The following is a 24,332-nucleotide window of genomic DNA, read 5'->3' as shown; positions in this document are numbered from 1 at the left end:
GGGCCGTTCATCCTAGGACGGGCCGCCGGCCCCGATCATCGGATTTTCCGACCGAGGCCGCGGCATGCCGGCGGCACGAGGCCCGGCCCGTTCCTCATCCGCCGCTCGGGCTTCCTGCCGGACTCCTGGGGTGGGTCTCGTCGAGCAGCTCGCGGGCGCGCCGCGCGGCTTCGGCGACGAGCGACTCCAGCGCGCCCGCCGGGATCCCGGGCGGAGGCGTGATCGCCATCGCCGGGACGGCGTCCGGCACCGGAGGCGGGTCGGCGGGCAACGGATCGGCCGCCCGGTACGCCTCCCGGGCGGCGACCCCGCCCCCGGCTCCGGGCGCGCCGGCCGGCGACCCGGGTACCCGGCTGCTCGGGTCCCGCTCGCGCAGGCCGTCCAGGACCCTGCCTTCGTCCCGCCCGCGGACCAGCAACAACACGAACGGGTCCGCGTCCAGCAGCCAGGCCGCCTGGTAGCACAGCGCGGCGGCATGCCGGCAGGGCAACTCCCAGTCGGGGCAGTCGCAGTCCGGATCCAGGTCGCCGATGCCCGGCAGCAGCCCGACGTCCGCGTCCTCGGCCGCCGTCACCAGCTCCTGCGGCATGTCCCGGTCCAGCAGAGCGGCCAGGTGCCCGGACTTGACGGCCACCTGGTCCAGGAACCGATCCCACTGCGCGTCGGTGAGCCGCTCGATGCGCACCACCGTCTCGTACTGCGACCCGTCCGCGTCGTACACGGATGCCGCGATCCGACCCGGGCCCACGGTGATCGGGCCGACCCGGCCGGAGCCGGCGTACGCGCGGCCCTTGCGCAACGGTTCGCCGGAGAGTGCGGAGTCCTCCAGGGCATCGGTCCAGGCGCGGCCCCACCAGGTCCGTCCCCTGGCGCCGGGTGCGGCGCGCGGGGCGAACGCGGGGAAGGCGCGGGCCGGTTCCGCGGTCATCGGGTGCTCCTCAGCTCGACCAGGTTCGCCAGTTCGGTGTCGGAGAGTTCGGTCAGCGCGGCCTCGCCGCCGGTGAGCACCGAGTCGGCCAGCGCGCGCTTGTCGCGCAACATCGCGGCGATCCGGTCCTCGATGGTGCCCTCGGCGATGAACCGGTGCACCTGGACCGGCCGGGTCTGGCCGATCCGGTACGCACGGTCGGTGGCCTGCTCCTCGACCGCCGGGTTCCACCAGCGGTCGTAGTGCACGACGTGGTCGGCACGGGTGAGGTTGAGCCCGGTGCCGGCCGCCTTGAGCGAGAGCAGGAACACCGGTACCGCTCCGTCCTGGAAACGCGCGACCAACGCGTCGCGGCGGGCCGGCGCGATGCCGCCGTGCAGGAGTTGGTTGCCGATGCCGCGGGCGTCGAGATGCCTGGCCAGCAGCCGGGCCATCGTGACGTACTGGGTGAAGACCAGGACCGAGCCGTCCTCGGCGAGGATCGTGTCGAGCAACTCGTCGAGCAGTTCGAGCTTGCCGGAGCGACCGTCGAGGCGGGGCTCGCTCTCCTTGAGGTATTGCGCCGGGTGGTTGCAGATCTGCTTGAGTCCGGTGAGCAGGCCGACGATCTGCCCGCGCCGGGCCATGCCCTTGCTGTCCCGCAGTTCGGCCATCGCCTCGCGCACCGCCGCCTCGTACAGGCCGGCCTGCTCGCGGGTGAGCGACACGGGCTGGTCGGTCTCGGTCTTGGCGGGCAGCTCCGGCGCGATGCCCGGGTCGGACTTGCGTCGGCGCAGCAGGAACGGCGCGATCAGCCGGCCCAGCCGCTCCGCCGTGGGCCCGTCCCGGTCGGCCTCGACCGGCTTGACCCAGCGGCGGCGGAACGCGGCGAGGCCGCCGAGCAGGCCGGGGGTGGTCCAGTCCAGGATCGCCCACAGCTCGGACAGCCGGTTCTCCACGGGGGTGCCGGTGAGCGCGATCCTGGCCTGCGCGGGAATCGTGCGCAGCGCCTTGGCGGTGCCCGAGGTGTGGTTCTTGACGTGCTGCGCCTCGTCCGCGACCACCAGGCCCCACGGCACCTCGGCCAGCCGGGTCCGGTCCAGGCGCATCGTGCCGTAAGTGGTGAGCACGAAGCCGTCGGCGAGGTCGTCGAGGGTGCGCGCACCGCCGTGGAAGCGGCGCACCGGTGTGCCCGGTGCGAAGCGCTCGATCTCCCGCTCCCAGTTGCCCAGCAGCGACGCCGGGCACACCACCAGGGTCGGTGCCGGGTCGGCGCCATCCGGCGAGGCGGCCCGGCGGTGCAGGTGCAGCGCGATCAGGGTGACGGTCTTGCCCAGGCCCATGTCGTCGGCCAGGCAGCCGCCCAGGCCCAGCGAGGTCATCCGGTCCAGCCAGCGCAGGCCGCGCAGTTGGTAGTCGCGCAGGGTCGCGGCGAGCGCGTCCGGCGCGGCGATCGGCTCGGCACCGCCGTCCGGATCCGCGAGCCGCTCGCGCAGGTCGTCCAGCCAGGCCGAGGTGCCCACCTCGATCCGCTTGCCGGCCACCTCGATGCCGCCGGTCAGGGCCGCCGTGAGCGCCTCGATCGGGGTGAGCGGCTTGATCGAGCGATTGCGGGCCTTGGCGAGCAGGGCCGGGTCGACCAGCACCCACCGGTCGCGCAGCCGCACCACGGGCCGGTGCGATTCGGCCAGCGCGTGCATTTCGGCGGCGGTCAACGGGTGGTCGCCCAGGGCGAGTTGCCAGTCGAAGCCGAGCGGGGTGTCGCCGCCGAGGAAGGCGCGCAGGTCGCCGGGCTCGCGGTCGTGCCCGCCGACCACGGCCTTGGCGGTGAGGTCGCGCACCAGGTCGCGCGGCCAGTGCACCTCGACCCCGGCCGCGGCCAGGCGCGCGGTGGCGGCGCCGAGCAGCGCACCGAGATCGTCGTCGCCGACCACCACCCGGTCCGGCACGCCGGCGTTCAGCAGCGGCTCCAGCGCGGGCCACACCCGGGCGGCCCGGCGCAGCGCGAGCAGCACGTCCAGTCGGGCCCGTTCGCCGAATCGCGGGTCGGTGCCGGTCCACAGGGTGTCCGCGTCGATCACCGCGGTCGGGTCGGCGAGCGAGTGCACCTGGACGGTCGCCCGGAACGGCGCGTGCTCGACGTCGTGGGTCTCCAGCCGCAGCGAGATCCGTACGCCGGTGTCGATCCCGGCGGCGACCCGGTCCGACCACGAGCGCAACTCGGGCAGCCGGTGCGCGTCGGTGCCGGCGAACGCGGTGCCTGTGCCGGCGCCGGCGCGCAGGGCGGGACCGGTGGGCGGCGCGGCGGCGGTGCGCGGCATGGTGTCGGCGACCGCGTCCAGGAAGGCCCGGATCAGCGGCGCGGCCTCCGGGAGCAGTGCGCCGCTCGGGGTGGGTATCGCCCGTGCCTCGCCCGGCATCGCGTCGGCGAGCGCGCGCACCCGCTCCACGTCGGCGGCGTCCAGCGGCCCGGCCCGCCACGCGTCGTGGTCGCCGGGGGAGAGCCCGGGCAACATCCGGCCGCGGGCCACCAGTTGCAGGGCGAGTACGGTGGCCGCGCCCCAGAACGCGGCGGCCGGGTGGGCGTCGGCGGACCGGCGGGCCCGGGAGAGCAGCCGGACCGCGTCGGCGACGGGTACCAGGACGGCGGGATGGGTGTGCTCGCTGCCGTCGGCGTCGAGCACGGTGACGGTGTCGGTGCCGGTCGGGTGCGGCCAGAAGGCGACGGTGCCGGCGCGGGGCGGGTCGGCCGGCGCGAAGGTGGCGGCGTGCCGGATCAGGTCGGTCGGAACGTGCGTGCTGCGGGTACCGATGTTCGCTACTCCTGCGGTGCGGGGGATTCCGTCGTGGCGACCGGTTCTGCCGGGCGCCGCGAGCGGATCAGGGTCTCGATGCCGTCCAGGACCAGGCGCAGGCCGAATTCGAAGCCCGCGTCGGGGGCCTCCTCGTAGGTGCCGGCGGCCCAGACCCGGGTGAGGGTGGGGAAGCGGGCGGGTTGGATGAGTCGCTCCAGGTACGGCGTGCTCTCCGCCCACCAGTCCTCGTAGCCCTCGCCGCTGCTCACCGCGTCCTGGTTGACGTCGACGGCGAGTTGGGTGATGCCTCGGACGTAGGCGTCGACGAGTCCGACGATGTGCGCCATCTCCGGCTCGGTCAGGCCGAGGTCGGCGATGGTGCGCAGCGCCGACTCGGCCCGGGCGGTGATCCGCGGGCCCATCAACAGCAGGCCGGGGCCCCACAGTTGCACCACCCACGGATGCCGCTGGGCGAGCGCGTGGTCGGCGCGCGCGTGCCGCTCCAGCGCCGTGCGCCAGCCGAGCCCGGAGGTGTCGGGCAGTTCGTTCTCGCCCAGCACGGTGTCGAACATGACGTGCAGCAGTTCGGCCTTGCCCGGCACGTAGGTGTACAGCGACATGGTGCCGACCCCGAGCCGCTCGGCGACCGCGCGCATGGACAGCGCGGCGAGCCCGTCGGCATCGGCGATCTCGATCGCCGCGTGCACGATGCGGTCCACGGTCAGCCCCTGCTTGGGGCCGCGGGTGGGCGCCTCGCCGGTGCGCCACAACAAGGCGAGGGTACGCGCGGGATCCGCGCGCCTGCTCTTCTCTCGTGCCACGTGCGTACCCTCTCCGAGAACTCCGTATTGCGTACGGTACGACATCCGAAGTTGATCGACAAGGCCGCCGAGGCGATGGGGGAACACGCTTGCCGAGAGACTCCGTATCACGTACGGTACGGCGTACGGATCGACTCCGTACGTCGTACAGAGTCGTCGTGCGAGCGGATTTGCGCGGTTCCATCGGGCCGCGAACAGCGATACGCAAAGGGGTGTACATGCCACTGGCGATCTCCGCCGAAGGCGTGACCAAGGTGCACGGCGCCACACGGGCGCTGGACGGTTTCGATCTGGAGGTCCCGGCCGGGACGGTGCACGGATTGCTCGGGCCCAACGGCGCGGGCAAGACCACGGCGGTGCGGATCCTGACCACACTGCTGGGTCCGGACGGCGGGCGGGCCGAGGTGGCCGGGTTCGACGTGGTGCGCGACGCGGCGCGGGTGCGCACGCGGATCGGGCTGCTCGGCCAGTACGCCGCACTGGACGAGGTGCTCGGCGGGCGGCAGAACCTGGAGATGTTCGGCCGGCTGTACCACCTGGGTGCCCGCGCGGCCCGGGCCCGGGCGGGCGAGCTGCTGGAGCGGTTCGCGCTGACCGACGTCGCCGAACGGGCGGTGACCACCTACTCGGGCGGGATGCGGCGCCGGCTGGACCTGGCCGCGTCGCTGATCCAGGCACCCGAGGTGTTGTTCCTGGACGAGCCGACCACCGGCCTCGACCCGCGTGGCCGTACCGAGGTGTGGGACGCGGTGCGCGCGCTGGTGGCGGGCGGTACGACCGTGCTGCTGACCACGCAGTACCTGGAGGAGGCGGACCGGCTCGCGGACACGATCTCGGTGGTCGACCACGGCCGGGTGATCGCCCGGGGCACACCCGCCGAGCTCAAGTCCCGACTCGGCGGCGACCGGATCGACGTGGTGGTCCGCGAACCGCTCGACCTGACCGCCGCGGCCGCGATCCTGGCCCGGATCGGCAACGGAAATCCGGAGGTCCGCCACGACGAGCGCCGCGTCGGCATCCCGATCACCGACCGGGTGGGCGCGCTCACCGCGACGGTGCGCGCGCTGCACGACGCCGGGATCGAGGCGGAGGACATCGTGCTGCGCCGACCCACCCTCGACGAGGTCTTCCTGACCATCACCGGCGTACGCCGGGACGGGGAACCGGCCGACGACGCGGGCGGATCGCGCCGTACCCGCGGAGCCGGCACGGGCGACGCGAGCGAGGTGGCGGCATGAGCACCGCGCTGCGCCGAGCCCTGCCGGACACCTGGACGCTGACCCGCCGCACCTTCGCGCACTGGGCCAGGCAGCCCGCGCCGGTGCTGGTCGGGCTGCTGTTCCCGGTGTTGATGGTGCTGATGTTCGGCTACCTGTTCGGTGGCGGGATGGACGTGCCGGGCGGCGGCGACTACCGCGAGTTCCTGATGCCGGGCATGTTCGCGATGACCATGGTCTTCGGGATCGAATCCACCTTCACGGCGGTCGCCGGCGACGCGGCGCGTGGGGTCACCGACCGGTTCCGGTCGATGCCGATGTCGCACTCGGCCGTGGTCGGCGGCCGGGTGCTCGCCGACATGCTGCACGCCGCCGTCGGGCTGTTCGTACTGATCTGCTGCGGGCTCGCGGTGGGCTGGCGATGGCACGAGGGGCCGGCGCGGGCGGCGCTCGCCGTCGCGATGTTGCTGGTGCTGCGGCTGGCGGTGTTGTGGATGGGCATCTACCTGGCGCTGCGTGCCAAGGGGCCCGAGTCGGTCGCGGTCCTACAGATCCTGGTCTGGCCGCTGGGGTTCCTGTCCAACGTGTTCGTCTCGCCCGACACGATGCCGGGCCTGCTCGGCACGATCGCCGAGTGGAACCCGCTGTCCGCGAGCGCGGGCGCCGGCCGCGAATTGTTCGGCAACCCCGGCTGGACCGGCGGCTCGTGGGCCGCCGACCACACGATCGTGATGTCCTTCGTCTGGCCGCTCGTGCTGATCGCGATCTTCGCGCCGCTGTCGGTCCGGCGCTATCGCGGACTCGGTCGCTGACCGCCCCGCGGGGGGGGGGGGGGGGGGGGGGGGGCGCGCCGGCCCCCCCCCCCCCCCCCCCCCCCGGGCCCGGGCACGGGATCAGCCGGGCCCCTCCCCGCGCTCGACCAGGTCCCAGGCGTGCGCGAACATTTCCGGCAGGGTCAGCCGCCAGACCTGCTCCTCCCAGACCCGGTCGCCGATCCGCCGCACCCCCAGCAGATTCGCCTTCCACACCTCGATCGGCCACAGCGGCTTGCGTGCCTTGGCCCAGTCGCCCGGCAGGAAGATTCCACGACCGGCACGGGCCCGCTTGTCCGCGACCACCACGCCGGCCGCCACCAGTGCCGCCGCGGCCTCCCGGTGCCGAGCGGCGTTCCAGCCGTTCCACAGCCGGACCCGACGATCGCTCGGGCGCTCGATCGCGAGCAGTTGCAGGTACAGCGCGGCCGCATCGGCGTCCACCCCGAGCGCCTTCTCGACCCGCGCGACGGTCTCCGGCGCGCTGAGCGCCGGATCGGCCTCGTATCCGCCGACCGGCAGCGTGTCGCCGGCCACCCGTTCCACGACCCGCGCGCACCAGTCCCCGCGCAGCATGTCGACGGCGTCACGCACGGGTGCACCGCCGGAGGCGACCCGCCGCAGCAGCGCGGAACGTTCGTCGTCGCCGTACCGGGCCGGCCGGAAGTACGTGCGCACGAAGGGGTTGGGGCATCCTTCGCTCGGCTCGGCGATGGTGGCGATGCTCAGACCGTCGTCGAAGCTCGCGGCCTTCAGTGGGATCGGCCCGACATAGGGGCGGTCGCCGAACAACTCGCGCAATCGGTCGGCCGACTCGTGGTAGCGCGCGGTGTACCCGGCGTCCAACAGCAGACCCGGATGATCGAGCCGAGCACGCAGCGCGGCCACCGTGGCGGGCAGCCCGGCGCGTACCGGATCCCCGGCGGGCAGTTCGGCGTAGACGATCGGCAGCGCGTCGGTGAGTGCCTTCAGGAACTCCTGGAACCAGCGCACACCCTGTTCCTCGCTGGTGCAGTACGTCCCACCGAGCCCCTCCGCCAGCCACGGATCGTGATTCCGGCCGGTCAGGGGATGTGTCTCGGGGGCCATGAAGGCCGCACAGATGTGCGCGGCGGGGGTGTGCACGGTGAGCCCGGTGTGCTCGGCGAGCACGGCGAGGGTCGCTTCGGGTACCTGCCGCGCGCGTCCGAACCGGGTCTGCCATGCGGCGGCGATCCGGGCCGCGAGCGCACCCGGGCCGGCCGGCTCCCACAACTCGGCCGGGTCCTCGGGCAGGACGTGAGCGAACAACTCCAGCCGGTCGAGCTCGGTCAACCGGCGCAACTCGTCGTAACCGGCGTCCGCTTCGGCCGTACTCAGCCCGAGCACCGCGCGCTGCTCGGGATCCAGCGGCGGCAGCGTGCGAATCCCGCCCGCGTCCCCGATCACCAACAGCGTCGCCGCAGCCCGGGAGACCCCCGTCTCCGCACCCAGCAGTCGCACCGCCGCCGGATCCCAGGCCATCGGCCCACGCTCGCGCACCAGCGCGACCAGCCGGCGCAGTTGATCCGCGTCGCCCCAGCCGTGGGCGGCCTCGACCCAGTCGTCCGGCGCACCGAACTCGGGCGGATCGGCGTCCCCGGTACGCACCTGGACGACGTTGCAACGTCCCTCACTCGGCCAGGTGATCGCGACGGTGGCCCCACGCTCGTCCCGCACGGCCTTGGCGTCGGCCCGGGCGACCCCGGTACGCAACCGGGCCGAGGGGTCGGCCATCGGCGTGGCCGCCCAGATCTCCAGGAATGCCAACAGCGCCTCGCGGTGCTCGACCCTGGTCCCCGGCGCCGCCGCGCGCAGCGCGACCGCCGCCATCCGGCCGATCAGCGGCGGCCAGGACCCGTCGCCGACGATCCCCGGCCCGTCCTCCCCGGCCGGCGGATCCCACGTGCCGGCGAGGTAGCCACCGACCCGTTCCAGGGAGGCCAACGCATTCCAATTCCACATCCCCAGACCGGTGACCAGACCCGACATAGCCGGGGAGAGCCACTGATCCCAGGGACCAACCGTCGTAGGTGCCATGCCACATCCCTACCGCGCGCCGCCGACGCGCCCCACCCCGCCCCCGCGGCCGGCACCGGGTTCGCCGGGGCCGCGAGCCGACCGCGGGACAGGATCAGCGGGGGCGGGCGCGGGTCAGTTCGCCCGGGCCCGTTCCGCCGAGGCCAACGCGGCCCGCAGGAATTCGGCGGTCGCCGAGTCCTCCGCCTTGACCAGTTCGGCCGGCGTGCCCTCGAAGACGATCAGGCCGCCGTGCTTGCCACCGCCCGGGCCCAGGTCGAGCACGTGGTCGGCGCGCTTGACCACGTCCAGGTTGTGCTCCACCACCACGACCGTGTTGCCCGCGTCCACGAGCCGGTCCAGCAACCCGATCAGGGTTTCCACGTCGGACATGTGCAGGCCCGTGGTCGGTTCGTCCAGGACGTACAGGCTGCCCGTCTTGTGTAGTTCGCTCGCGAGCTTGAGCCGCTGCAACTCGCCGCCGGAGAGCGAGCTCAGCGGTTGTCCCAGGGTCAGGTAGCCGAGGCCGACCGAGACCAGCGATCGCACCCGGGTACGCAGTGCCTGCTCGGTCAGGTAGCCCACCGCCTCCTCGGCGGTCAGCGCCAGCACGTCGACGATCGACTTGCCGCGCAGCCGGTACGCCAGGACCTCGTCCCGGAACCGCCGTCCCTCGCACGCCTCGCAGCGGGTGGTGACCGGGTCCATGAAGGCCATGTCGGTCCGGATCACGCCACGCCCCTGACACTCCGGGCAGCCGCCCAGCGAGTTGAACGTGAACAGCCCCGGATCCACGCCGTTGGCCTTCGCGAACAGCCTGCGCAGCGGATCGGCCACGCCGACGTAGCTCGCCGGCGTCGAGCGTGCGGAGATGCCCACGCCCGACTGGTCGACCACCACCGCATCCGGGTGCGCCGCGACCAGTACGTCCGAGATCAGCGTGCTCTTGCCCGAGCCCGCGACCCCGGTGACCACGGTGAGCACGCCGGTGGGGATGTCCACGTCCAGGTTCCGCAGGTTGTGCAGGTTCGCGCCGCGAATCTCCAGGGCGCCGGTGGGCCGGCGGAAGCTCGGCTTGAGCGCGGTGAGCCGGCGCAGCGCCTGCCCGGTCGGCGAGTTCGACCGGCGCAGTTCGGCGAAACCGCCCTCGAACGTGACGGTGCCGCCGTGGATGCCCGCCCCGGGCCCGACGTCCACGATGTGGTCGGCGATCGCGATCACGTCCGGGTCGTGCTCGACCACCAGCACGGTGTTGCCCTTGTCCCGCAGCCGGGTGAGCAGGTCGTTGAGCCGGACCACGTCGCGCGGGTGCAGGCCCACGCTCGGCTCGTCGAAGATGTAGGTCATCCCGGTGAGGCTCGATCCGAGGTAGCGCACCATCTTCAGCCGCTGCCCCTCGCCGCCGGACACCGTGGAGGTGGGCCGATCCAGGTGCAGGTAGCCGAGCCCGATCGCGACGATCCGTTCCAGCGCGACCGCCGCGGGCCGGGCCACCCGGCGGGCGATCGGGTCGGCCAACCCGGTGAGCACCTCGACCAGATCGCCGATCTCCATCGCCGCGTAGTCCGACAACGAGCGCCCCTCGATCAACGATGATCGCGCCGCCTCGTTAAGCCGGGCCCCCGCGCAGTCCGGGCACTCGCCTTCGGTGACGAACCGGGCGATCGTCTCGCGGCTCTTCTCGGCCAGCGCGGAGGTGTCCCGGTTGAGGTAGAGCCGGTTGAACCGGTCGACGAGCCCCTCGTAGTCGATCCGGTGCCGGCCGTTGCTGTTGACGATCTCCACCTTCGCACCGGTGCCGCGCAGGAACAGCCGCCACTGCTCGTCGGTGAACTCGCGCACCGGGACGTCGGTGGGGTAGAGGTCGTGGTTCGCGTACAGCTGCCACTGCCAACCGCCGACGGCGAACCCCGGGTGCCGGATCGCGCCGTCGCTGATGCTCCGGGTCGGGTCGATCAACGCGTCCAGGTTCAGCCGCACCGTGCGCCCGAGGCCCTCGCAGGTCGGACACATGCCGTTGGGGTCGTTGAACGAGTAGTGGTTGGAGGGTCCCGCCGACGGGGTGCCGTGCCGGGAGAACAACACGCGCAGCAGCGGGTGGATGTCGGTCATCGTGCCCACCGTCGACCGCGAGTTGCCGCCGACCGGGCGCTGGTCGACGATGATCGCCGTCGACAGGTGCTCGATCGAGTCCGCCTCCGGCCGCTCGTGCTTGGGCAGTCGATTGCGGACGAACGCCGTGAACGTCTCGGCGAGTTGCCGCTGCGACTCGACCGCGATGGTGTCGAACACGATGGACGACTTGCCCGAACCGGAGACGCCGGTGAACACGACGATCCGGTTCTTGGGGATGCGCAGCGACACACCCTTGAGGTTGTGCTCCCGGGCGCCGGTGATCACGATGCTGTCGTAGTTCATGTCGGCAACGTACGAAAGGGTCCCTGACACATGCTGTCAAGGATTTCCCAGCGATTCGGTACCGACGACGAATTGCCGAGACTGTTGCAGGACATGTGCAAGTGCGTTCCATGGGCAACTAAGCTCGTGTCATGAGCGCCTCACCCATCGTCCTCGGCATCGAATCGTCCTGCGACGAGACCGGCGTCGGCCTGGTCCGGGACGGCCGGCTGCTCGGGCACGCGGTGGCCACCAGCATGGCCGAACACGCCCGATTCGGCGGCGTGGTGCCGGAGATCGCAGCCCGCGCGCACGTGCACGCGATCACCCCTGTGGTGCGCGCCGCGCTGGACTCGGCCGGGCTGCGCCGGCGCGACGTCGGCGCGGTCGCGGTGACCACCGGACCCGGCCTGGCCACCGCCCTCCAGGTCGGCGTGGCCGCTGCCAAGGCATTCGCGCTCGCGCTGGACGTGCCCCTGTACGGAGTGCACCATCTGGCCGGACACGTGGCGGCCGACACTCTCGAACATGGCCCGCTGCCCGACCCCTGCGTGGTGCTGATCGTCTCGGGCGGCCACACCTCACTGCTGCTCGTGCGCGACCTCGCCCGCGATCCGATCCTGCACTTGGGCGACACCTTGGACGACGCGGCGGGGGAGTGCTTCGACAAGGTGGCCCGGGTGTTCGGCCTGCCCTATCCGGGCGGGCCGGCGATCGACCGGGCCGCGCGCGACGGCGACCCGCACGCCGTGGCCTTCCCGCGCGGACTCACCGGCCCGCGCGACGACCCGTACGCGTTCTCCTTCTCCGGCCTCAAGTCCGCCGCCGCCCGCTGGGCCGAGCGCTCGCGCGCCGGCGGCGGCGCGTTGCCGGTCGCGGACGGCGCCGCCGCGCTCCAGGAGGCGGTGGCCGACGTCCTGACCCGCAAGGCGGTTGCCGCGTGCACCGCACACGACGTGCGGACCCTGGTCGTGGTCGGCGGCGTCGCGGCCAATTCCCGGGTGCGCTCGCTCGCGGCCGAGCGCTGCGCCGCCGCGGGCATCACCCTGCGGGTGCCGCCGCCACGCCTGTGCACGGACAACGGCGCGATGATCGCCGCCGTCGGCGACCTGCTGATCCGTGCCGGCGTCGCGCCGGCTCCGCTCGACGTGTCCATCGATCCGTCCGCGCCCCTGGAGTACGCGCGCCTGCACCCCACGGCGACACCGACACGCGCCGCCGGATGATCGCGCGGATCCGCACCTCGACCCCGGCGGCACCGGCACCGCGCTGCCACCGGCGGTTGGGCCGACGACGGGTCGGCGCGGACGCGTCGCCGGACACCGCGGGGCTGCCGCGCCCGCGGCATCCGGCACGCGAGGCGCCGGCGGCTCAGGGGGCGTAGCGCAGCAGCCAGTCGTTGTTCGGGTCGCGGCCGAACTCGGGATCGTTGGGCGGATCGGCCGGGAGTTCCTCGACCTGGTCGGCCGTCGCGACCCGCTCGGGCAGCTTGCCCCAGCGGGCGGCGCGATCGGCCTGCTCCACGCCCTCGCCGGGGGATTCCGGTGTCGGCTGCTGCTCACGCTGCGCTTCGTTGTCCATGAGCCCCTACCTGTCCGAGTCGTGCACGTTGACACCCCAACGGTACCGCCGCCCGCCACCGGGATACTGGGACCGTGTACGTCGAACGTCGTTCCCACCTGGCGCCGCTGATCGTCTGGACCCGCACGGTCGAGATCGCCGGATCGGCACGCGTGTTGCCCGACGGCTGCATGGACCTGATCTGGTCAGGTGCCGAGCTGATCGTGGCCGGCCCCGACACCCTCGCGCATTCGGTCCAGAACACGCCGGGCGCGCGCTACGCGGCGGTGCGCTGCGCGCCCGGGATCGGGCCCGCGCTGTTCGGACTCCCGGCCGACACGCTGCGCGATCGACGGGTCCCGCTGGCCGACGTGTGGGGCGAGCGCACCGTGCGGATGCTGACCGAACGCATCGCCGGCGCCGCCGATCCGGCCGCCCTCCTCGAACGCCTGGCCGCCGAGCGGCTGCGCGACCGGGACGCCGAGGCGGCCCGGTTCGCCGGCGCGGTGGTCGGCGAATTGCGGGCCGGCGCCGACGTCGCGGCCGTCGCCGCCGGGGTCAACCTGAGCGAGCGGCAACTGCACCGCCGCTCGCTCACCGCGTTCGGCTACGGGCCCAAGACGCTGGGCCGGGTGCTGCGGCTGGACCGCGCGCTGGATCTGGCGCGCGGCGGGGTTCCGGCCGCCCGGGTCGCCGCCGTTGCCGGCTACGCGGACCAGGCCCACTTCGCCCGGGACGTCAAGGCCCTGGCCGGAGTCCCGCTGCGCACCCTGCTGTCGGGCTGAACCTCGGCGGCCGACCGCTACGAGGCCGGGTCCGGCAGCGGCGCGAGCAGGTCGACGCCGTTTCCGTCCGGGTCGTGCAGGACCGCGTACCGCTGTCCCCAGAACGCGTCCCACGGTGCCAGATGCCCGGTGTGCCCGGCCGCGACCAACTCGCCGTACACCTTGTCGACGTCGGCCGGGTCGGCGAACGCGAAGGCCAGCGAGGCCCGGTGGCCGCCGGTCGGGGCGGTCCACCCGGGGTCGAACGAGCGCACCGTCTCGACCGAGTCCAGAACCAGCAGCGGCCCTTCGGGCAACGTCACCTCGACATGCGGGAGCGCGTCGTGCTCGCCGGGGATGTCCAGGCCGAGCGCCCGGTAGAACGCGAGCGACGCGGCCATGTCGGTGACCACGAGCCCGATGAAGTGGAAACGAAACGCACGAGAAGTCATGCCTTCACGCTAGCCGGCGGCACCGGTCGTGATCTTGAACGAATCGGACGTGTTTCCCCGCGCGCCCGACATGTCGGCGCACCGTGCGACGCGCGCGAGTGGGCGCACGCGTGCGACGCGCCCACTCGCCGCCTCGGACGTGCTCACCCGCGGTCCCGCCGCGCCGCCGCCAGGGCGAGCAGTGCGGTCGTCGCGGCCAGGACACCGCCGAACCACAACACCGAGGCGGTGGCCACGGCATCCACCGCGGCGCCCCCCAGCAGCGAGCCGAGCGCGATGGCGATCTGGAACCCGGTGACGAACACCGCCGACGCCGCCTCGGGCGCATCCGGAGCCGAGCGCAGCAACCACGCCTGCAAACCCACCGGCACCGCGCCGTAGGCCAGTCCCCACGCGAGCATCGCCGTAGCGGTACCCGGCGTCCAGGCCCCGCACAGGGCGAGCACCGCGACGGCGACGGCCAGCAGCCCGGCCGCGACCGCGAGCGTGCCGTGCGGAGCACGCCCGATGTACCCGCCGGCCACGAAGTTGCCCACCACACCCGCCACGCCGTAGCCGAGCAGCAGTCCGCCGATCGGCCCCGGACCCAGGTCGCCGACCTCCTCCAGGATCGGCCGGATGTAGGTGTAGGCGCCGAAGTGGCCGGCGACCACCAGTACCAGTGCGGCCGCGCCGGTGAGCACGGTGCGCCGACGCAGCAGCGCGGTGAGTTCGCGCGGTCCCACGGCCCGCTCGGCGGGCAGCGGCGGCACCAGCACCAGCAGGGCCAGTAGGACGGCCGCGCCGAGCCCGCCCGGTACCGCGAACGCCACGCGCCACCCGGCCCATTCGCCGATCACCGTGCCGACCGGCACCCCGATCACCGAGGCCACCGATACCCCGCCGAAGATCACCGCGGCGGCCCGGCCGACCGATCGGGCGGGCACCAGGCGCGCCGGCAGGCTCGCGCCGATCGCCCAGAAGCCGCCGATGCCGATGCCCACGAGCACGCGGGCGAACAACAGGGTGGCGAAGTTCGGGGCCAGCGCGCTGATCGTGTTGGCGGCGATCAGCACGAGCATCATCGCGGCCAACACGACCCGCCGGTCCACCCGACCGGCGACGACGAGCACGATCGGCGCGGCGAGGCCGGCCACCACGGCGGCCAGCGACATGGCCAGGCCGGTGGTGCCGTCGGACACGTGCAGTCCGTGCGAGATGGGGGTGAGCAGGCCGACCGGGAGCATCTCGGTGCAGACCACCGCGAAGGTGCCGACGGCGATGGCCGTGACGGCGAGCCAGGACCGGACGCCGGCGGTCTCGGGAGCGGGCCCGGAGCCGCCGGCGGGTCCGGGAACGGGCGAGGACGGAGCGGTCGAGGCGGGGTCGACGACTGGGTTGGACATGACGTTCAGCCTGGCCGGCACCCCGGACCCGAACAACGGCCAAGATCGCATGCAAGCACAAGCCTCGCTTATGCTCGCAGGTCGAACACCGCCGCACCGCCGAGCGGCGCCCCGGGTGGGCGGGGTCGAGCGGTGTCCGAGGGGGAGGAGAGCGCGGATGAGCGTGGAGTTCCGCGAATTGGAGTGCTTCGTCGTGCTGAGCGAGGAGTTGCACTTCACCCGCACCGCCGCGCGGCTCTACACGTCGCAGGCCCGGGTCAGTCAACTGCTGCGGCAACTGGAGGAGCGGATCGGCGCCCGGCTGTTCGAGCGCAACAGCCGCCGGGTGCGACTGACGCCGCAGGGAGAGCTGTTCCTGGCCGAGGTGCGCCCCGCGTTCGACGGGATCACCGCAGCGGTCGACCGGGCCCGGGCCCGCGCCCGCGGCATCGAGGGGACCCTGCGCATCGGTTTCGTCGGCACGCCCTACGGCACCCTGCTGGATTTGGTCGGCGACTTTCGCACCGGTCACCCCCAGGCGCGCGCCGACCTGGTCGAGACGGCGCTGTCGGATCCGTTCGGTCCACTCCTGCGCGGCGAGATCGACGCGGCGTTCGTGACCCTGCCGGTGGTCGACCCGGCGTTGCGCACCGGGCCGGTGATCGCCGCCGACCCGCTCGTGCTCGGGGTCTCCACTCGGCATGCGTTCGCGGCCCGCGCGCACGTGGGCGCCGAGGAGTTGGCCGCGTGCACATTCGTGGACATCGCCGGCCCCGCGCCCGCGCGCTGGCGCGAACTCCAGTCGCCGACGACGACTCCGGGTGGTCGGCCGATTCCGCACGGACCGAGCGCCGGCACCCTTCAGGAAGTGTTGTCGTTGATCGCCGCCGATCTGGGCGTGCTGCTGTTCTGTGCGCAGTTCGCCGGCTACAACGGGCGACCCGACGTGGCGTTCGTGCCGGTCACCGGCCTGGCCGAGTCGGCGGTCACGCTCGCGTGGCGGGCCGGGCACGAGACGAACCTGCTGCGTTCGTTCGTCGCCGCGTCGACCCGGCTGTCGGTGCGAGCCGCCTGAGCCGGCCGCGGCCGGACCGGGACCCGGACCGGCCTCGATCGAACGTGACGATCCATCGACAAAACGACGTCCTTGCCCGACGTTCGGGTGCACGCTCCTCGCCGCGTCGGCCCGGCCCGGCCCGGCCCCCGGGCCGCAGTGCCGTCCGAGGGGCCATACCGTGGTGCCGTCAACCGATCTCGTGCCGAAGGACCTGGTCATGCCGCTGCTCACGATCAAGTCTGAAGGTGAGGTCGAGATCGAGGTGCGGCGCTCGCGCTTCCTGTGCGCCGTCGCGCGAGTGACCGACGACGCCGAGGCACAGGCATTCCTGGCCCGACGTCGGGCCCTGCATCCCTCCGCGCGGCACAACTGCTCGGCGTGGATCGCGGGCGGACAGGAGAAGGGCTACGACGACGGCGAACCGTCCGGCACGGCGGGTGCGCCGATGCTCCAAGTGCTCCGGCGCCGCGAACTCACCGAGACGGTCGCGGTGGTGACCCGCTACTTCGGCGGCATCATGCTCGGCGCCGGCGGCCTGATCAGGGCGTACGGCTCTGCGGTGACCGAGGCGGTGGACACCGTCGGAGTGGTCGAACTGCGGCCGATGCTGGTGTTGACCGTGGACGTCGACCACGCCCACGCCGGCCGGCTGGAGAACGACCTGCGCGGGCTCGGCCACGAGGTGCGCGACATTCGCTACGGCGTCGAGGTGGCGATCGACGTGTGCGTGCCGGAACCGGATCGGGAGCGCTTCACGGCCCGGCTGACCGACCTGACCGGCGGCCGAGCGAGCGCCCGCGAGACCGGGCGCACCTTCGTCGAGGTGGACGCCCCCCGAAACACTTCTTGACGCACTTCTCGCGCCGGAGCGCCCCGATGCAGGTTGAAACGCGCCGCAAGTCGGAACACCAAGGGGTACACGGGTGCTCGCACGGGGGTCGCGGGAAATGAGGAAGTGATGACGGCTGGATACGACGAGAAGTCGGCGACCGACCAGGCGGAGGTCGCCAGGGTCGTTCGGGAACGGGTGATTCGCGCCCGTGCCGTGTTGTCCGAGGCAAGTGCCGCGCACGATACGAACGCGCTGTCACCTGCGCTGGACGAGCTGGAGGATGCGCTGCACGCCGCCCGCGAATACGGGGTGACGCTCCCACCATCGGCGGGAGGCGCCTGACCTCGGTGCCATGCCCGGCCTCGGTGGTATCGCTCGGGTTCGGTGCCACCGCCCGACCTCGGTGACGCAGCGGCCCCCCGCGGTGACGAAGCGGTCGGTTCAGGGACTCTCGTGCAGTCCCGCGTCGGCGGGTCCGAGGACGAAGCGGGTGAAACGTACGCGCAGATCCGCGCGTTCCGGCGAGCAACAGAACGGGCCGGCGAAAGCCTGTGCGTCCGGGGCGAGCGGTGCGAGGCGGATCGTGCGCCAGTCGTCGTCGTCCGCACGCGCCCGAATGGTCAGCGCGTCCCCGGCCCGGCTGACCCGGACGGTGACCGGCCGGCCCGACCACTCGGGGACCGGCGCGAGCGACCAGTCGGACATCCCGCGCGTGACCACGGCGCCCACGTGCAACGCGCCGTCGGTGACCTCGACCCCGGCCTTGACCCAGGTCTGCCCGTCCACGCGCACGAAGATGCCGGCCTGGTCGTAGAGCGTGTCGAAGTCGCCGTCGAAGGTCACCTCCACCGAGGCGTCCGGCGGCAACTCGGTGAGCAGCGCGCTTCCGGTGTCCCGGGTGAAGCCGTACGAGGTCTGTCGCCAGAAGTCGGCGCCGGCATGTGGAGTCACCACGAGTGCGGTGCCCACCCGCTCGGCCGCAGTCGGCGGGTTGAGCCAGCGCGCGTCGTCCCAGTCCACATCCTTGGCATCCATACGCCGAGCGTAATGCGGCCCGCCGAGACGATTTCGGCAGGCTCGGAGCGATCGGGCCCGGATCGCTCCTCGCCGCCGGGATCGTCTCGGCCGGCAACCGGTGGGTCAGATCGCCTTGTGCATGCCGCCGTCGACGATGTAGTCCACGCCCATGATGTTCGCGGCGCGTTCCGAGGCCAGGAACAGCACCACGTCGGCGACCTCCCGCGGCTCGGAGACGCGGCCGGTGAGCACACCCATCGCCTGGGGCAACACCTCGTCCATGAACACCTGCGCGGTGGTCCCGGCGGACGCGGCCATCATGTCCGCGAACTGCCCCGGGTCGGTCCACAGCGGGGTACGCACCGGACCGGGCGAGACGGTGTTCACCCGCACGCCCCGCGGGCCGAACTCCTCGGCCAGCGACTTCGAGTACGAGCTCAGCGCGGCCTTCGCGGCCGAGTAGTGCACGAGCGACGCGGCCGGAAGGTGACTGTTCAGCGAGCTGATGGTGATCACCGTGCCGCCGCTGCGGGCGAGGATGGCCGGCATCGCGGCCTTGGTCGCACGCACCGCGCTGAACAGGTTGATCTCGAAGATCCGCTGCCACTCGGTGTCCTCGACCTCGATGATCGAGGGCGTCGGGGCGCCGGTGCCGACGTTGTTGACGAGCACGTCCAGGCCGCCGTGCGCGTCGAGGGCGACCTGGACCAGTTCGGCCGGGCCGTCCGGACGGGTCAGGTCGACGGCCACCGGGAGTACGTCGAACTCCGCGCGCAGTGCGACGAGTTCGGGGGTTATGGTGCGGCTGCCGGCGACCACCCGGGCGCCCTCCTCGGCGAAGCCGCGCACGATCGCCAGGCCGATGCCCTTGCTGCCACCGGTGACCACGACGACCTTGTTCTTCAAGTTCAAGTTCATGGCTCAATCATTGCCGCGAGGAAAAGTCGTTGCTGGCGGAAATCCGTCGTTGCGTTCGGCGCGGCTCGGCGGCGAGATCGACGCGGTGGGCGACGGGCCGCCGGACGGGATGGGCAGCTTGCGGCGGGGCGGCCGGTTGCCGTTCCGAGATCGGCGAAGGGGCCTGCCGGGCAACGGAGTTCGGCGGGCGACGGACGGACGGCCGGGAGGGCCCGGTCGGCGGGGCGAATCAGTCGGGTCGGCTTGCCGACAAGGCCGTGTCGAGGAGGGCGCCGGTCTCGGCGATCGCGGTGGACAGCGTCGACGGGGTCAGGCGGGACACGATCTCGTCGATGCCGCGCAGGCCCGCCCGATCCAGGAGGGTCTTCTCATTGGTCACCCACTCGCCGCGGCCGGCCGACACCGCGTGTGCGGCCTCGCATGCCGCGCGGCCGATCGCGCCCGCCACGTCGGTGACATGACCGCGGCCCGCATGCGCCTGATCCGCGTAGCCGAGGGTCAGCCGCGCGTCGTCGCTCCACCGGGCGTGTCCGGCGCGACGCAGCGCCTCCGGGTACGAGGGCCGCGGCAGGTCGCCGAACAGGACCCGGTTGACCGCGAGTTCGGCGACCACGAGGTAGGTCGGCACGCCCGCCAGGTGGAACAGCAGCCGCTCGACCTCGAACCGGCCCTCCCGTGCGTCCGCGAGCCGTCGCTGCACATCCGCGAGTTCGCGATAATGCAGGTCGACGGCGCGGTCCTGGACGGTCAACCAGGCGCCGCCGTTGAAGACCCCGCCACCCCACGCGCCGAACTCGGAGACCTCGCCCGGCCAGCCGAGGCCGCGGACCGCCTCCGGGGTGAACCCGTCCCGGTAGTACACCGAGAAGTCCCAGTCGCTGTCCGGGCGATGGGTGCCCTGGGCGCGTGATCCGCCGAGCGCGACCGCCGCGACGCCGGGCAGCGCGGCCAGACGTTCCGTGACGTGGGTGGTGAAGGATGCGTCACTGGTCATGATCGCAGGCTACAACGCACCCGGAGCGGATCGGCCGGCCCTCCGACGGGTCGACCCCCGGATCGGCGCGCCGGCGCCGGGGCCCGACGGGGCGGGCGCGGTCCGGGTCGGGTCGCGTTCGGTCCGGGTCTCATTCGGGCCGGGGCGGGTTCGGTCGGGTGCTCCTGCGGCCGGGGGCGCATTCGGTCAGGGGGCGCATTCGGTCAGGGCCGCAGATAGCCGCGGGCGACCGCCTCGTCGATCAGTTGCAGGGTGTAGGCCCACAACGACGGCGAGCCGTCCGCGATCGTGCTGCCCTGCTTGGCCAGCACCTCGGTGCGAGTGAGGTCGTACTCGCGCCAGGTGCCGCCCTCGGTGTGGAAGTTGAGCAGGCACGGCTGGAACCGGTCGACGGCCTTGGCGAAGCGCGCGTCCGGGGTCTCCCGGGCCTCGAACTCCTCCCACAGTGCCCGCAGTTCCGCGCCCTGTGCGGCGGGCAGCAGGCCGAAGATGCGGGCCGCGCCCTTTTGCTCGCGCTCGACCTGGTCCACCTCGGCGACCGTGTCGTAGTAGAACGTGTCGCCCGCGTCGATCTCGACCAGGTCGTGGATCAGCAACATCCGGATCACCCGCGCGATGTCCACCTCGGTCGCGGCGTGCTCGGCCAGGGTGCCCGCCAGCATGGCCAGGTGCCACGAGTGCTCCGCGGTGTTCTCGCGCCGCGACGCGTCCGCGATCAGGTTGCGCCGGACCACACCCTTGAGCCGGTCTATCTCCAGGACGAAGCCGATCTGCGCGGCCAGGTGCGCATCGGTGGGCGGGAACAACGGAACACCGGACAAGACAACTCCTCGATCGAACGGTCGGTCGGTGTCCGGATCACCGCGCCGCCCCACCGAGGCGACGACCGGCAGCCGACTGCCGGCGCCCGGTGCGCGGCGCGGTGAAGATCGCGGACGCCCCCACGATATGCAATCCCCTCCGGACAGCCCGCCGGAGTACGTGGTGGGCCCGTGGATCCGCTGCCGATCCGCGGTGGCCAGGTCACGAGCGGGCCACCGGGACGAGCGCTGCTCGGCGCGCAATCGAAGACAGACCCTAACGGCGAACCGCGGGCGGTTCGGACGGCCCGCCCGCGTTCCCCGCCGCGGCGCCCTCGGGCACGATGTAGTCGCGGATCAGCCGTTCGGCATCGCGCACCAGCGGACGGAAGACCTTGTAGCGGGACAGCGAGATCACCCGCTCCACCATCGGTGTCGTGCGGGCGACGAACGCGCGCGACTTGGCGCACTCGGGCGAGCGGTCGTAGACCCAGAAGAGCACGATGCCCATCAGGTGCAGCCACAACAACTCGGGCAACAATTCGGCGAGTTCGTCGTCGATGCGGAGCGAGGAGCCGCGCAGCACGTCGGCGAACAGGGCGGTGACCTGTTCGCGGATCGGATAGGACTCGGCGGAGAACGGGCTGAGCGGGCTCTCCGGATCCGCGGCGTTGCGGAAGAACTGCACCGCGAACGCGTGATACGGCTCGGCGACGTCCAACCACGCGGACAGCACCACCTGGAGCCGATCGCCGAAGTCGCGAACACCGCGCAGGTCCTGCCGGCAGCGGCTGATGTGCTCGTGGGTGACCTGGTCGTAGAAGCCGTGGATGAGGTGCTCTTTGGAGCCGAAGTAGTAGTAGGCGTTGCCGACCGAGACGCCGGACTCCTGGGCGATGGCCCGCATGGTCGTCTTGTCGTAGCCGCGCTCGCGGAACAGCCGCAGCGCGGTCTCCAGGATCAGAGACCGCGTCTGCTCGCTCTTGCCGGGTCGACCGCCCCGGTCCGGCGGTTCGCCCTTGTCGGTCGGGGCCGATGCGTCGGTGTCTTCCACGTGCTCCACGACAGGCAAGGTTAGTGCTCGATCTCGCACCCGTCGGCACAGGCGACCACCGTCCACGGTTCCCGGTAGGGATCGGCGTACGGATACGGCGGGAGCGGTTCGCTGCGGGTGACCGCCCGGATTCGGGCCGCGGCCAGCACCGCGGCCCGGGCCACCGGCATGCCCATGGGTGTGGCGAGCCGGTGCGACAAGCCGCGGTAGGCACGCAGCGCCCAGGCCACGGTGACCCACGCCGCGGCCCCCGACCACACCTCGCCGCCGCCGCCCACGACGGTGAGCTCGCGCAGGGTCGCGGCATGGTCGAGTTCGGGGAAACGGTTGTGTGCCCGGGGCGAGTCGGCCGGGAGCAGATCGACGGCGACCAGGGTCCGCTGCCGGGCGATCCAGTCGCACAGTGCCGTGCACAGCGGGCAGTCGGCGTCGTAGAGCACGGTGAGTCGGTGGATCGGGGCCGGCGATCGGGGGTCGGGGGAGCCGTGCCGGGCCGTCCCCTCCGATCGGCCCGGCACGGTGTTCTCGGGTTCGGCGGTCATCGGGATCAGACCCCGGGCGCCGGGCGGGTCGTTCCCTGCGGCGGCACCGGCGGCGCGAAGTCGCGGCCGGAGACCTTGTGCGCGCGGCTCGCCCCGCCGGTGCCGGCGCGGTACGCCTCGTCGTCGAGGCCGCGCTGCCGGATGCGGTTCAGCACGTAGACGTTGAGCAGGTGCAGCACGCCCAGGACCAGCAGCACCGTGCCCAGCTTGACGGACAGCGCCTCGACCGAGTCGCGGGCGTTCTCGACGGTGTCGCCGACCTTGAGGTAGAGCGCGACGAAGCCGAGGTTGACGAGATAGAAGCCGACCACCAGGAGGTGGTTGACGGCGACGGCGAGTTCCTCGCGCCCGTGCAGGACGTCCTGGAGGAAGACCTGCCCGCTGCGGCTGAGGGTGCGGGCCACCCACACGGTGAGCCCGATGCTGACGACCAGATAGATGGCGTAGGTGACGACGGTCATATCCATGCTCCGGCTCCTTTTTGAACGTGTTCAACGGCCGACGAGCGTGACTGTAGACCTGTTTTTGAACACGTTCAAGTCGCTTGCGGTCGGGTGGCCGGAGCGTGGTCCGAAAACGGCGAAACCCGTCGATCGACCCGCAAGTGCGGATCGATCGACGGGTGTTGGCGCGAGGCGAGACGGTCGGGGACCTATTCCGCCACCGGCGCGTCCCAGTCGATGCGGTGGCGCTGGGCGAAGCCGAACATCCGCTCCGGGGTGAGGAACGTACGCGTCATGATCGGCATCAACAGGCCCATCATCGCCTTGGCCGCCGGGCCGGCCGCCTTGTCGTTGTTGGTCTTCGCGGCGTCCGCGGCGATCTTCTCGGTGCGCGGACGACGCAGCCGCTCGTACGCGGCGAACGCCGCCGCCGGGTCGTCGATGTCGCGCAGGCAGCGGGCGAGTTGCACGCCGCTCTCCATCGCCAACGACGCGCCCTGGCCGGAACTGGCGGACGGCGCGTGTGCGGAGTCGCCGACCAGGACCAGCCGATCGCGATGCCAGTGCGGCAGCGGCGGCATCAGCTCCATCGGGCCCGCGACCAGGACGCTGTCCGCGCGGGCCTCGCGCAGCACCCGCTCGGCGGGCACGTCGCCCCGGTGTGCCTCGCGCAGCCTGCGCAGCCACTCCTCGGCCGGGATCGCGCGGGCGCGGGCGGCGTCGATCGGCTCGTGCGGCAGGTTGCAGAACATCGCGATGCTGCCGTCGCTCTGGGTCCAGTAGCCGAAGAACGAGCGTCTGCCGAAGGCGAAGTGCATCGTGCTCGGACGGGCCTTCGGGTCGCCGTCGCCCGCGACGTAGTCGCCGATGCCGAAGCCGAGCAGACCGGTGTACCGCGGTTCGGGCGCGGCGGGATCGATCAGCGTGCGGACGGTGGAGCGGATGCCGTCGGCGCCGATCAGGATGTCGGCGCTCGCGGTGGTGCCGTCGGCGAATTCGGCGGTGACGCCGGCCGGCGTCCGGTGCGCGTCCACCAACCGCTTGCCGTGCTCGATCCGGATGTCCCGGGCGATCGCGTGCTCGTGCAGCACCCGGTGCAGGTCGGCGCGCCGCACGGTGCGGGTCGGCGGCAAGTCGGACAGGCCGGCGGCGGTGCCCAGTCGGCGGCCCCGGCCGTTCTCGAAGACCATGTCCCTGGTCGGCTGGCCGATCTCGCACACCGCCTCCTCGGCGCCGACCACCCGCAGGGCGTCCAGTCCGTTGGGGGCGATGTTGAGCACGCCGGCCGCGGCGTCGGCGCTCGCGGTGTCGCCGTAGGCCTCGTACACGGTGGCCTCGATGCCGGCCCTGCGCAGGGCGACGGCGGTGACCGGGCCGGCGATGCCGCCGCCGATGATCATCGCGGTCTTGACGGGGGTCATGTCGTTGCTCCCGAGGTGAGTGGTGGTGCGGAGCCGCGGCGTCGGCGCTCGCGGTGTCGCCGTAGGCCTCGTACACGGTGGCCTCGATGCCGGCCCTGCGCAGGGCGACGGCGGTGACCGGGCCGGCG

At 72.7% G+C, this 24,332-nt stretch carries 23 protein-coding genes; 7 read left to right on the top strand and 16 right to left on the bottom strand.

All coding sequences use genetic code 11. The annotated features are described in order from the left end of the window. Positions 1 to 94: 94 nt before the first annotated feature. The 3 genes from ACIBM5_RS39680 to ACIBM5_RS39670 all read right to left on the bottom strand — a co-directional run bounded on the left by ACIBM5_RS39680 (position 95) and on the right by ACIBM5_RS39670 (position 4,523). Positions 95 to 928, bottom strand: coding sequence for an SWIM zinc finger family protein (locus tag ACIBM5_RS39680; protein WP_396011554.1), 834 nt, complete (start codon positions 926 to 928; stop codon positions 95 to 97). Then, complete coding sequence (locus ACIBM5_RS39675) at positions 925 to 3,591, bottom strand: DEAD/DEAH box helicase (RefSeq protein WP_396011553.1); 2,667 nt, start codon at positions 3,589 to 3,591, stop codon at positions 925 to 927. Before ACIBM5_RS39675 ends, ACIBM5_RS39680 begins: the two co-directional genes overlap by 4 nt. 134 nt (positions 3,592 to 3,725) lie before the next feature. Further along, positions 3,726 to 4,523, bottom strand: a complete 798-nt coding sequence (locus ACIBM5_RS39670) for a TetR/AcrR family transcriptional regulator (protein WP_396011552.1) — start codon at positions 4,521 to 4,523, stop codon at positions 3,726 to 3,728. Positions 4,524 to 4,741: 218 nt separating this feature from the next. Here ACIBM5_RS39670 and ACIBM5_RS39665 point away from each other — a divergent pair, with 218 nt between their 5' ends. Both ACIBM5_RS39665 and ACIBM5_RS39660 read left to right on the top strand, forming a co-directional pair. Then, a complete protein-coding gene (locus ACIBM5_RS39665; protein WP_396011551.1) occupies positions 4,742 to 5,761 on the top strand; it encodes an ATP-binding cassette domain-containing protein in 1,020 nt (339 codons plus the stop codon). Further along, positions 5,758 to 6,552 carry an ABC transporter permease gene (locus ACIBM5_RS39660; protein WP_396011550.1) on the top strand — a complete coding sequence of 265 codons (795 nt, stop codon included), beginning with the start codon at positions 5,758 to 5,760 and terminating at the stop codon, positions 6,550 to 6,552. The genes ACIBM5_RS39665 and ACIBM5_RS39660 overlap by 4 nt, the downstream gene beginning before the upstream one ends. Positions 6,553 to 6,633: 81 nt before the next feature. Here ACIBM5_RS39660 and ACIBM5_RS39655 read toward each other — a convergent pair whose 3' ends face one another. Further along, positions 6,634 to 8,610: a hypothetical protein gene (locus tag ACIBM5_RS39655; RefSeq protein ID WP_396011549.1), complete on the bottom strand. Its 1,977-nt coding sequence runs from the start codon at positions 8,608 to 8,610 to the stop codon at positions 6,634 to 6,636. Between the two features lie 114 nt (positions 8,611 to 8,724). Further along, positions 8,725 to 11,007 carry an excinuclease ABC subunit UvrA gene (locus ACIBM5_RS39650; RefSeq protein WP_396011548.1) on the bottom strand — a complete coding sequence of 761 codons (2,283 nt, stop codon included), beginning with the start codon at positions 11,005 to 11,007 and terminating at the stop codon, positions 8,725 to 8,727. A gap of 131 nt (positions 11,008 to 11,138) precedes the next feature. On the opposite strand from ACIBM5_RS39650, the gene tsaD reads away from it, so the two are divergent. Next, positions 11,139 to 12,212: a tRNA (adenosine(37)-N6)-threonylcarbamoyltransferase complex transferase subunit TsaD gene (gene tsaD / locus ACIBM5_RS39645; protein WP_396011547.1), complete on the top strand. Its 1,074-nt coding sequence runs from the start codon at positions 11,139 to 11,141 to the stop codon at positions 12,210 to 12,212. A gap of 145 nt (positions 12,213 to 12,357) precedes the next feature. On the opposite strand, the gene ACIBM5_RS39640 is transcribed toward tsaD, so the two are convergent. Continuing rightward, entirely contained in the window at positions 12,358 to 12,567 is a 210-nt protein-coding gene (locus tag ACIBM5_RS39640; protein WP_396011546.1) for a hypothetical protein, read from the bottom strand. A 74-nt stretch (positions 12,568 to 12,641) separates the two neighbouring features. Between ACIBM5_RS39640 and ACIBM5_RS39635 the strand changes: the two genes are divergently transcribed. Continuing rightward, on the top strand, positions 12,642 to 13,331 hold the full coding sequence (locus ACIBM5_RS39635) for a helix-turn-helix domain-containing protein (protein WP_396011545.1): 690 nt from the start codon (positions 12,642 to 12,644) through the stop codon (positions 13,329 to 13,331). A gap of 17 nt (positions 13,332 to 13,348) precedes the next feature. Here the strand turns inward: ACIBM5_RS39635 and ACIBM5_RS39630 are convergent, their stop codons facing one another. Together ACIBM5_RS39630 and ACIBM5_RS39625 are read right to left on the bottom strand one after the other, a co-directional pair. Then, positions 13,349 to 13,762, bottom strand: a complete 414-nt coding sequence (locus tag ACIBM5_RS39630) for a VOC family protein (RefSeq protein WP_396011544.1) — start codon at positions 13,760 to 13,762, stop codon at positions 13,349 to 13,351. A gap of 143 nt (positions 13,763 to 13,905) precedes the next feature. Continuing rightward, positions 13,906 to 15,147, bottom strand: a complete 1,242-nt coding sequence (locus tag ACIBM5_RS39625; protein WP_396011543.1) for an MFS transporter — start codon at positions 15,145 to 15,147, stop codon at positions 13,906 to 13,908. Between the two features lie 157 nt (positions 15,148 to 15,304). Here ACIBM5_RS39625 and ACIBM5_RS39620 point away from each other — a divergent pair, with 157 nt between their 5' ends. The 3 genes from ACIBM5_RS39620 to ACIBM5_RS39610 all read left to right on the top strand — a co-directional run bounded on the left by ACIBM5_RS39620 (position 15,305) and on the right by ACIBM5_RS39610 (position 17,357). Next, positions 15,305 to 16,201, top strand: a complete 897-nt coding sequence (locus tag ACIBM5_RS39620) for a LysR family transcriptional regulator (RefSeq protein ID WP_396011542.1) — start codon at positions 15,305 to 15,307, stop codon at positions 16,199 to 16,201. A gap of 160 nt (positions 16,202 to 16,361) precedes the next feature. Next, the gene (locus tag ACIBM5_RS39615; RefSeq protein ID WP_396011541.1) at positions 16,362 to 17,033 is read left to right on the top strand and encodes a YigZ family protein; all 672 of its coding nucleotides are present in this window, start codon (positions 16,362 to 16,364) and stop codon (positions 17,031 to 17,033) included. A gap of 108 nt (positions 17,034 to 17,141) precedes the next feature. After that, positions 17,142 to 17,357: a hypothetical protein gene (locus tag ACIBM5_RS39610; RefSeq protein ID WP_391582275.1), complete on the top strand. Its 216-nt coding sequence runs from the start codon at positions 17,142 to 17,144 to the stop codon at positions 17,355 to 17,357. A 99-nt stretch (positions 17,358 to 17,456) separates the two neighbouring features. Here the strand turns inward: ACIBM5_RS39610 and ACIBM5_RS39605 are convergent, their stop codons facing one another. From ACIBM5_RS39605 to ACIBM5_RS39570, 8 genes are all read right to left on the bottom strand, one after another. Continuing rightward, positions 17,457 to 18,050 carry a DUF1349 domain-containing protein gene (locus tag ACIBM5_RS39605; RefSeq protein WP_396011540.1) on the bottom strand — a complete coding sequence of 198 codons (594 nt, stop codon included), beginning with the start codon at positions 18,048 to 18,050 and terminating at the stop codon, positions 17,457 to 17,459. A gap of 105 nt (positions 18,051 to 18,155) precedes the next feature. Next, a complete protein-coding gene (locus ACIBM5_RS39600; protein ID WP_396011539.1) occupies positions 18,156 to 18,950 on the bottom strand; it encodes an SDR family NAD(P)-dependent oxidoreductase in 795 nt (264 codons plus the stop codon). A gap of 229 nt (positions 18,951 to 19,179) precedes the next feature. Then, on the bottom strand, positions 19,180 to 19,944 hold the full coding sequence (locus ACIBM5_RS39595) for a nucleotidyltransferase domain-containing protein (RefSeq protein ID WP_396011538.1): 765 nt from the start codon (positions 19,942 to 19,944) through the stop codon (positions 19,180 to 19,182). Between the two features lie 203 nt (positions 19,945 to 20,147). Further along, a complete protein-coding gene (locus ACIBM5_RS39590) occupies positions 20,148 to 20,765 on the bottom strand; it encodes an HD family hydrolase (protein WP_396011537.1) in 618 nt (205 codons plus the stop codon). A gap of 256 nt (positions 20,766 to 21,021) precedes the next feature. Next, positions 21,022 to 21,807 (bottom strand): TetR family transcriptional regulator, encoded by a 786-nt coding sequence (locus ACIBM5_RS39585; RefSeq protein WP_396011536.1) that lies wholly within the window; start codon positions 21,805 to 21,807, stop codon positions 21,022 to 21,024. 11 nt (positions 21,808 to 21,818) lie between these two features. Next, a complete protein-coding gene (locus ACIBM5_RS39580; RefSeq protein WP_396011535.1) occupies positions 21,819 to 22,340 on the bottom strand; it encodes a DCC1-like thiol-disulfide oxidoreductase family protein in 522 nt (173 codons plus the stop codon). Between the two features lie 5 nt (positions 22,341 to 22,345). Next, positions 22,346 to 22,807, bottom strand: coding sequence for a hypothetical protein (locus tag ACIBM5_RS39575; RefSeq protein WP_396011534.1), 462 nt, complete (start codon positions 22,805 to 22,807; stop codon positions 22,346 to 22,348). Positions 22,808 to 22,992: 185 nt separating this feature from the next. Further along, positions 22,993 to 24,204 carry an FAD-dependent monooxygenase gene (locus ACIBM5_RS39570; RefSeq protein WP_396011533.1) on the bottom strand — a complete coding sequence of 404 codons (1,212 nt, stop codon included), beginning with the start codon at positions 24,202 to 24,204 and terminating at the stop codon, positions 22,993 to 22,995. Positions 24,205 to 24,332 lie beyond the last annotated feature (128 nt).

It is taken from the genome of Embleya sp. NPDC050493 (genome assembly GCF_044458105.1).
Taxonomy (GTDB): Bacteria; Actinomycetota; Actinomycetes; order Streptomycetales; family Streptomycetaceae; genus Embleya.
Note: the sequence above shows the minus strand (reverse complement) of the source record. Positions and strands in the feature narration are given on the sequence as shown.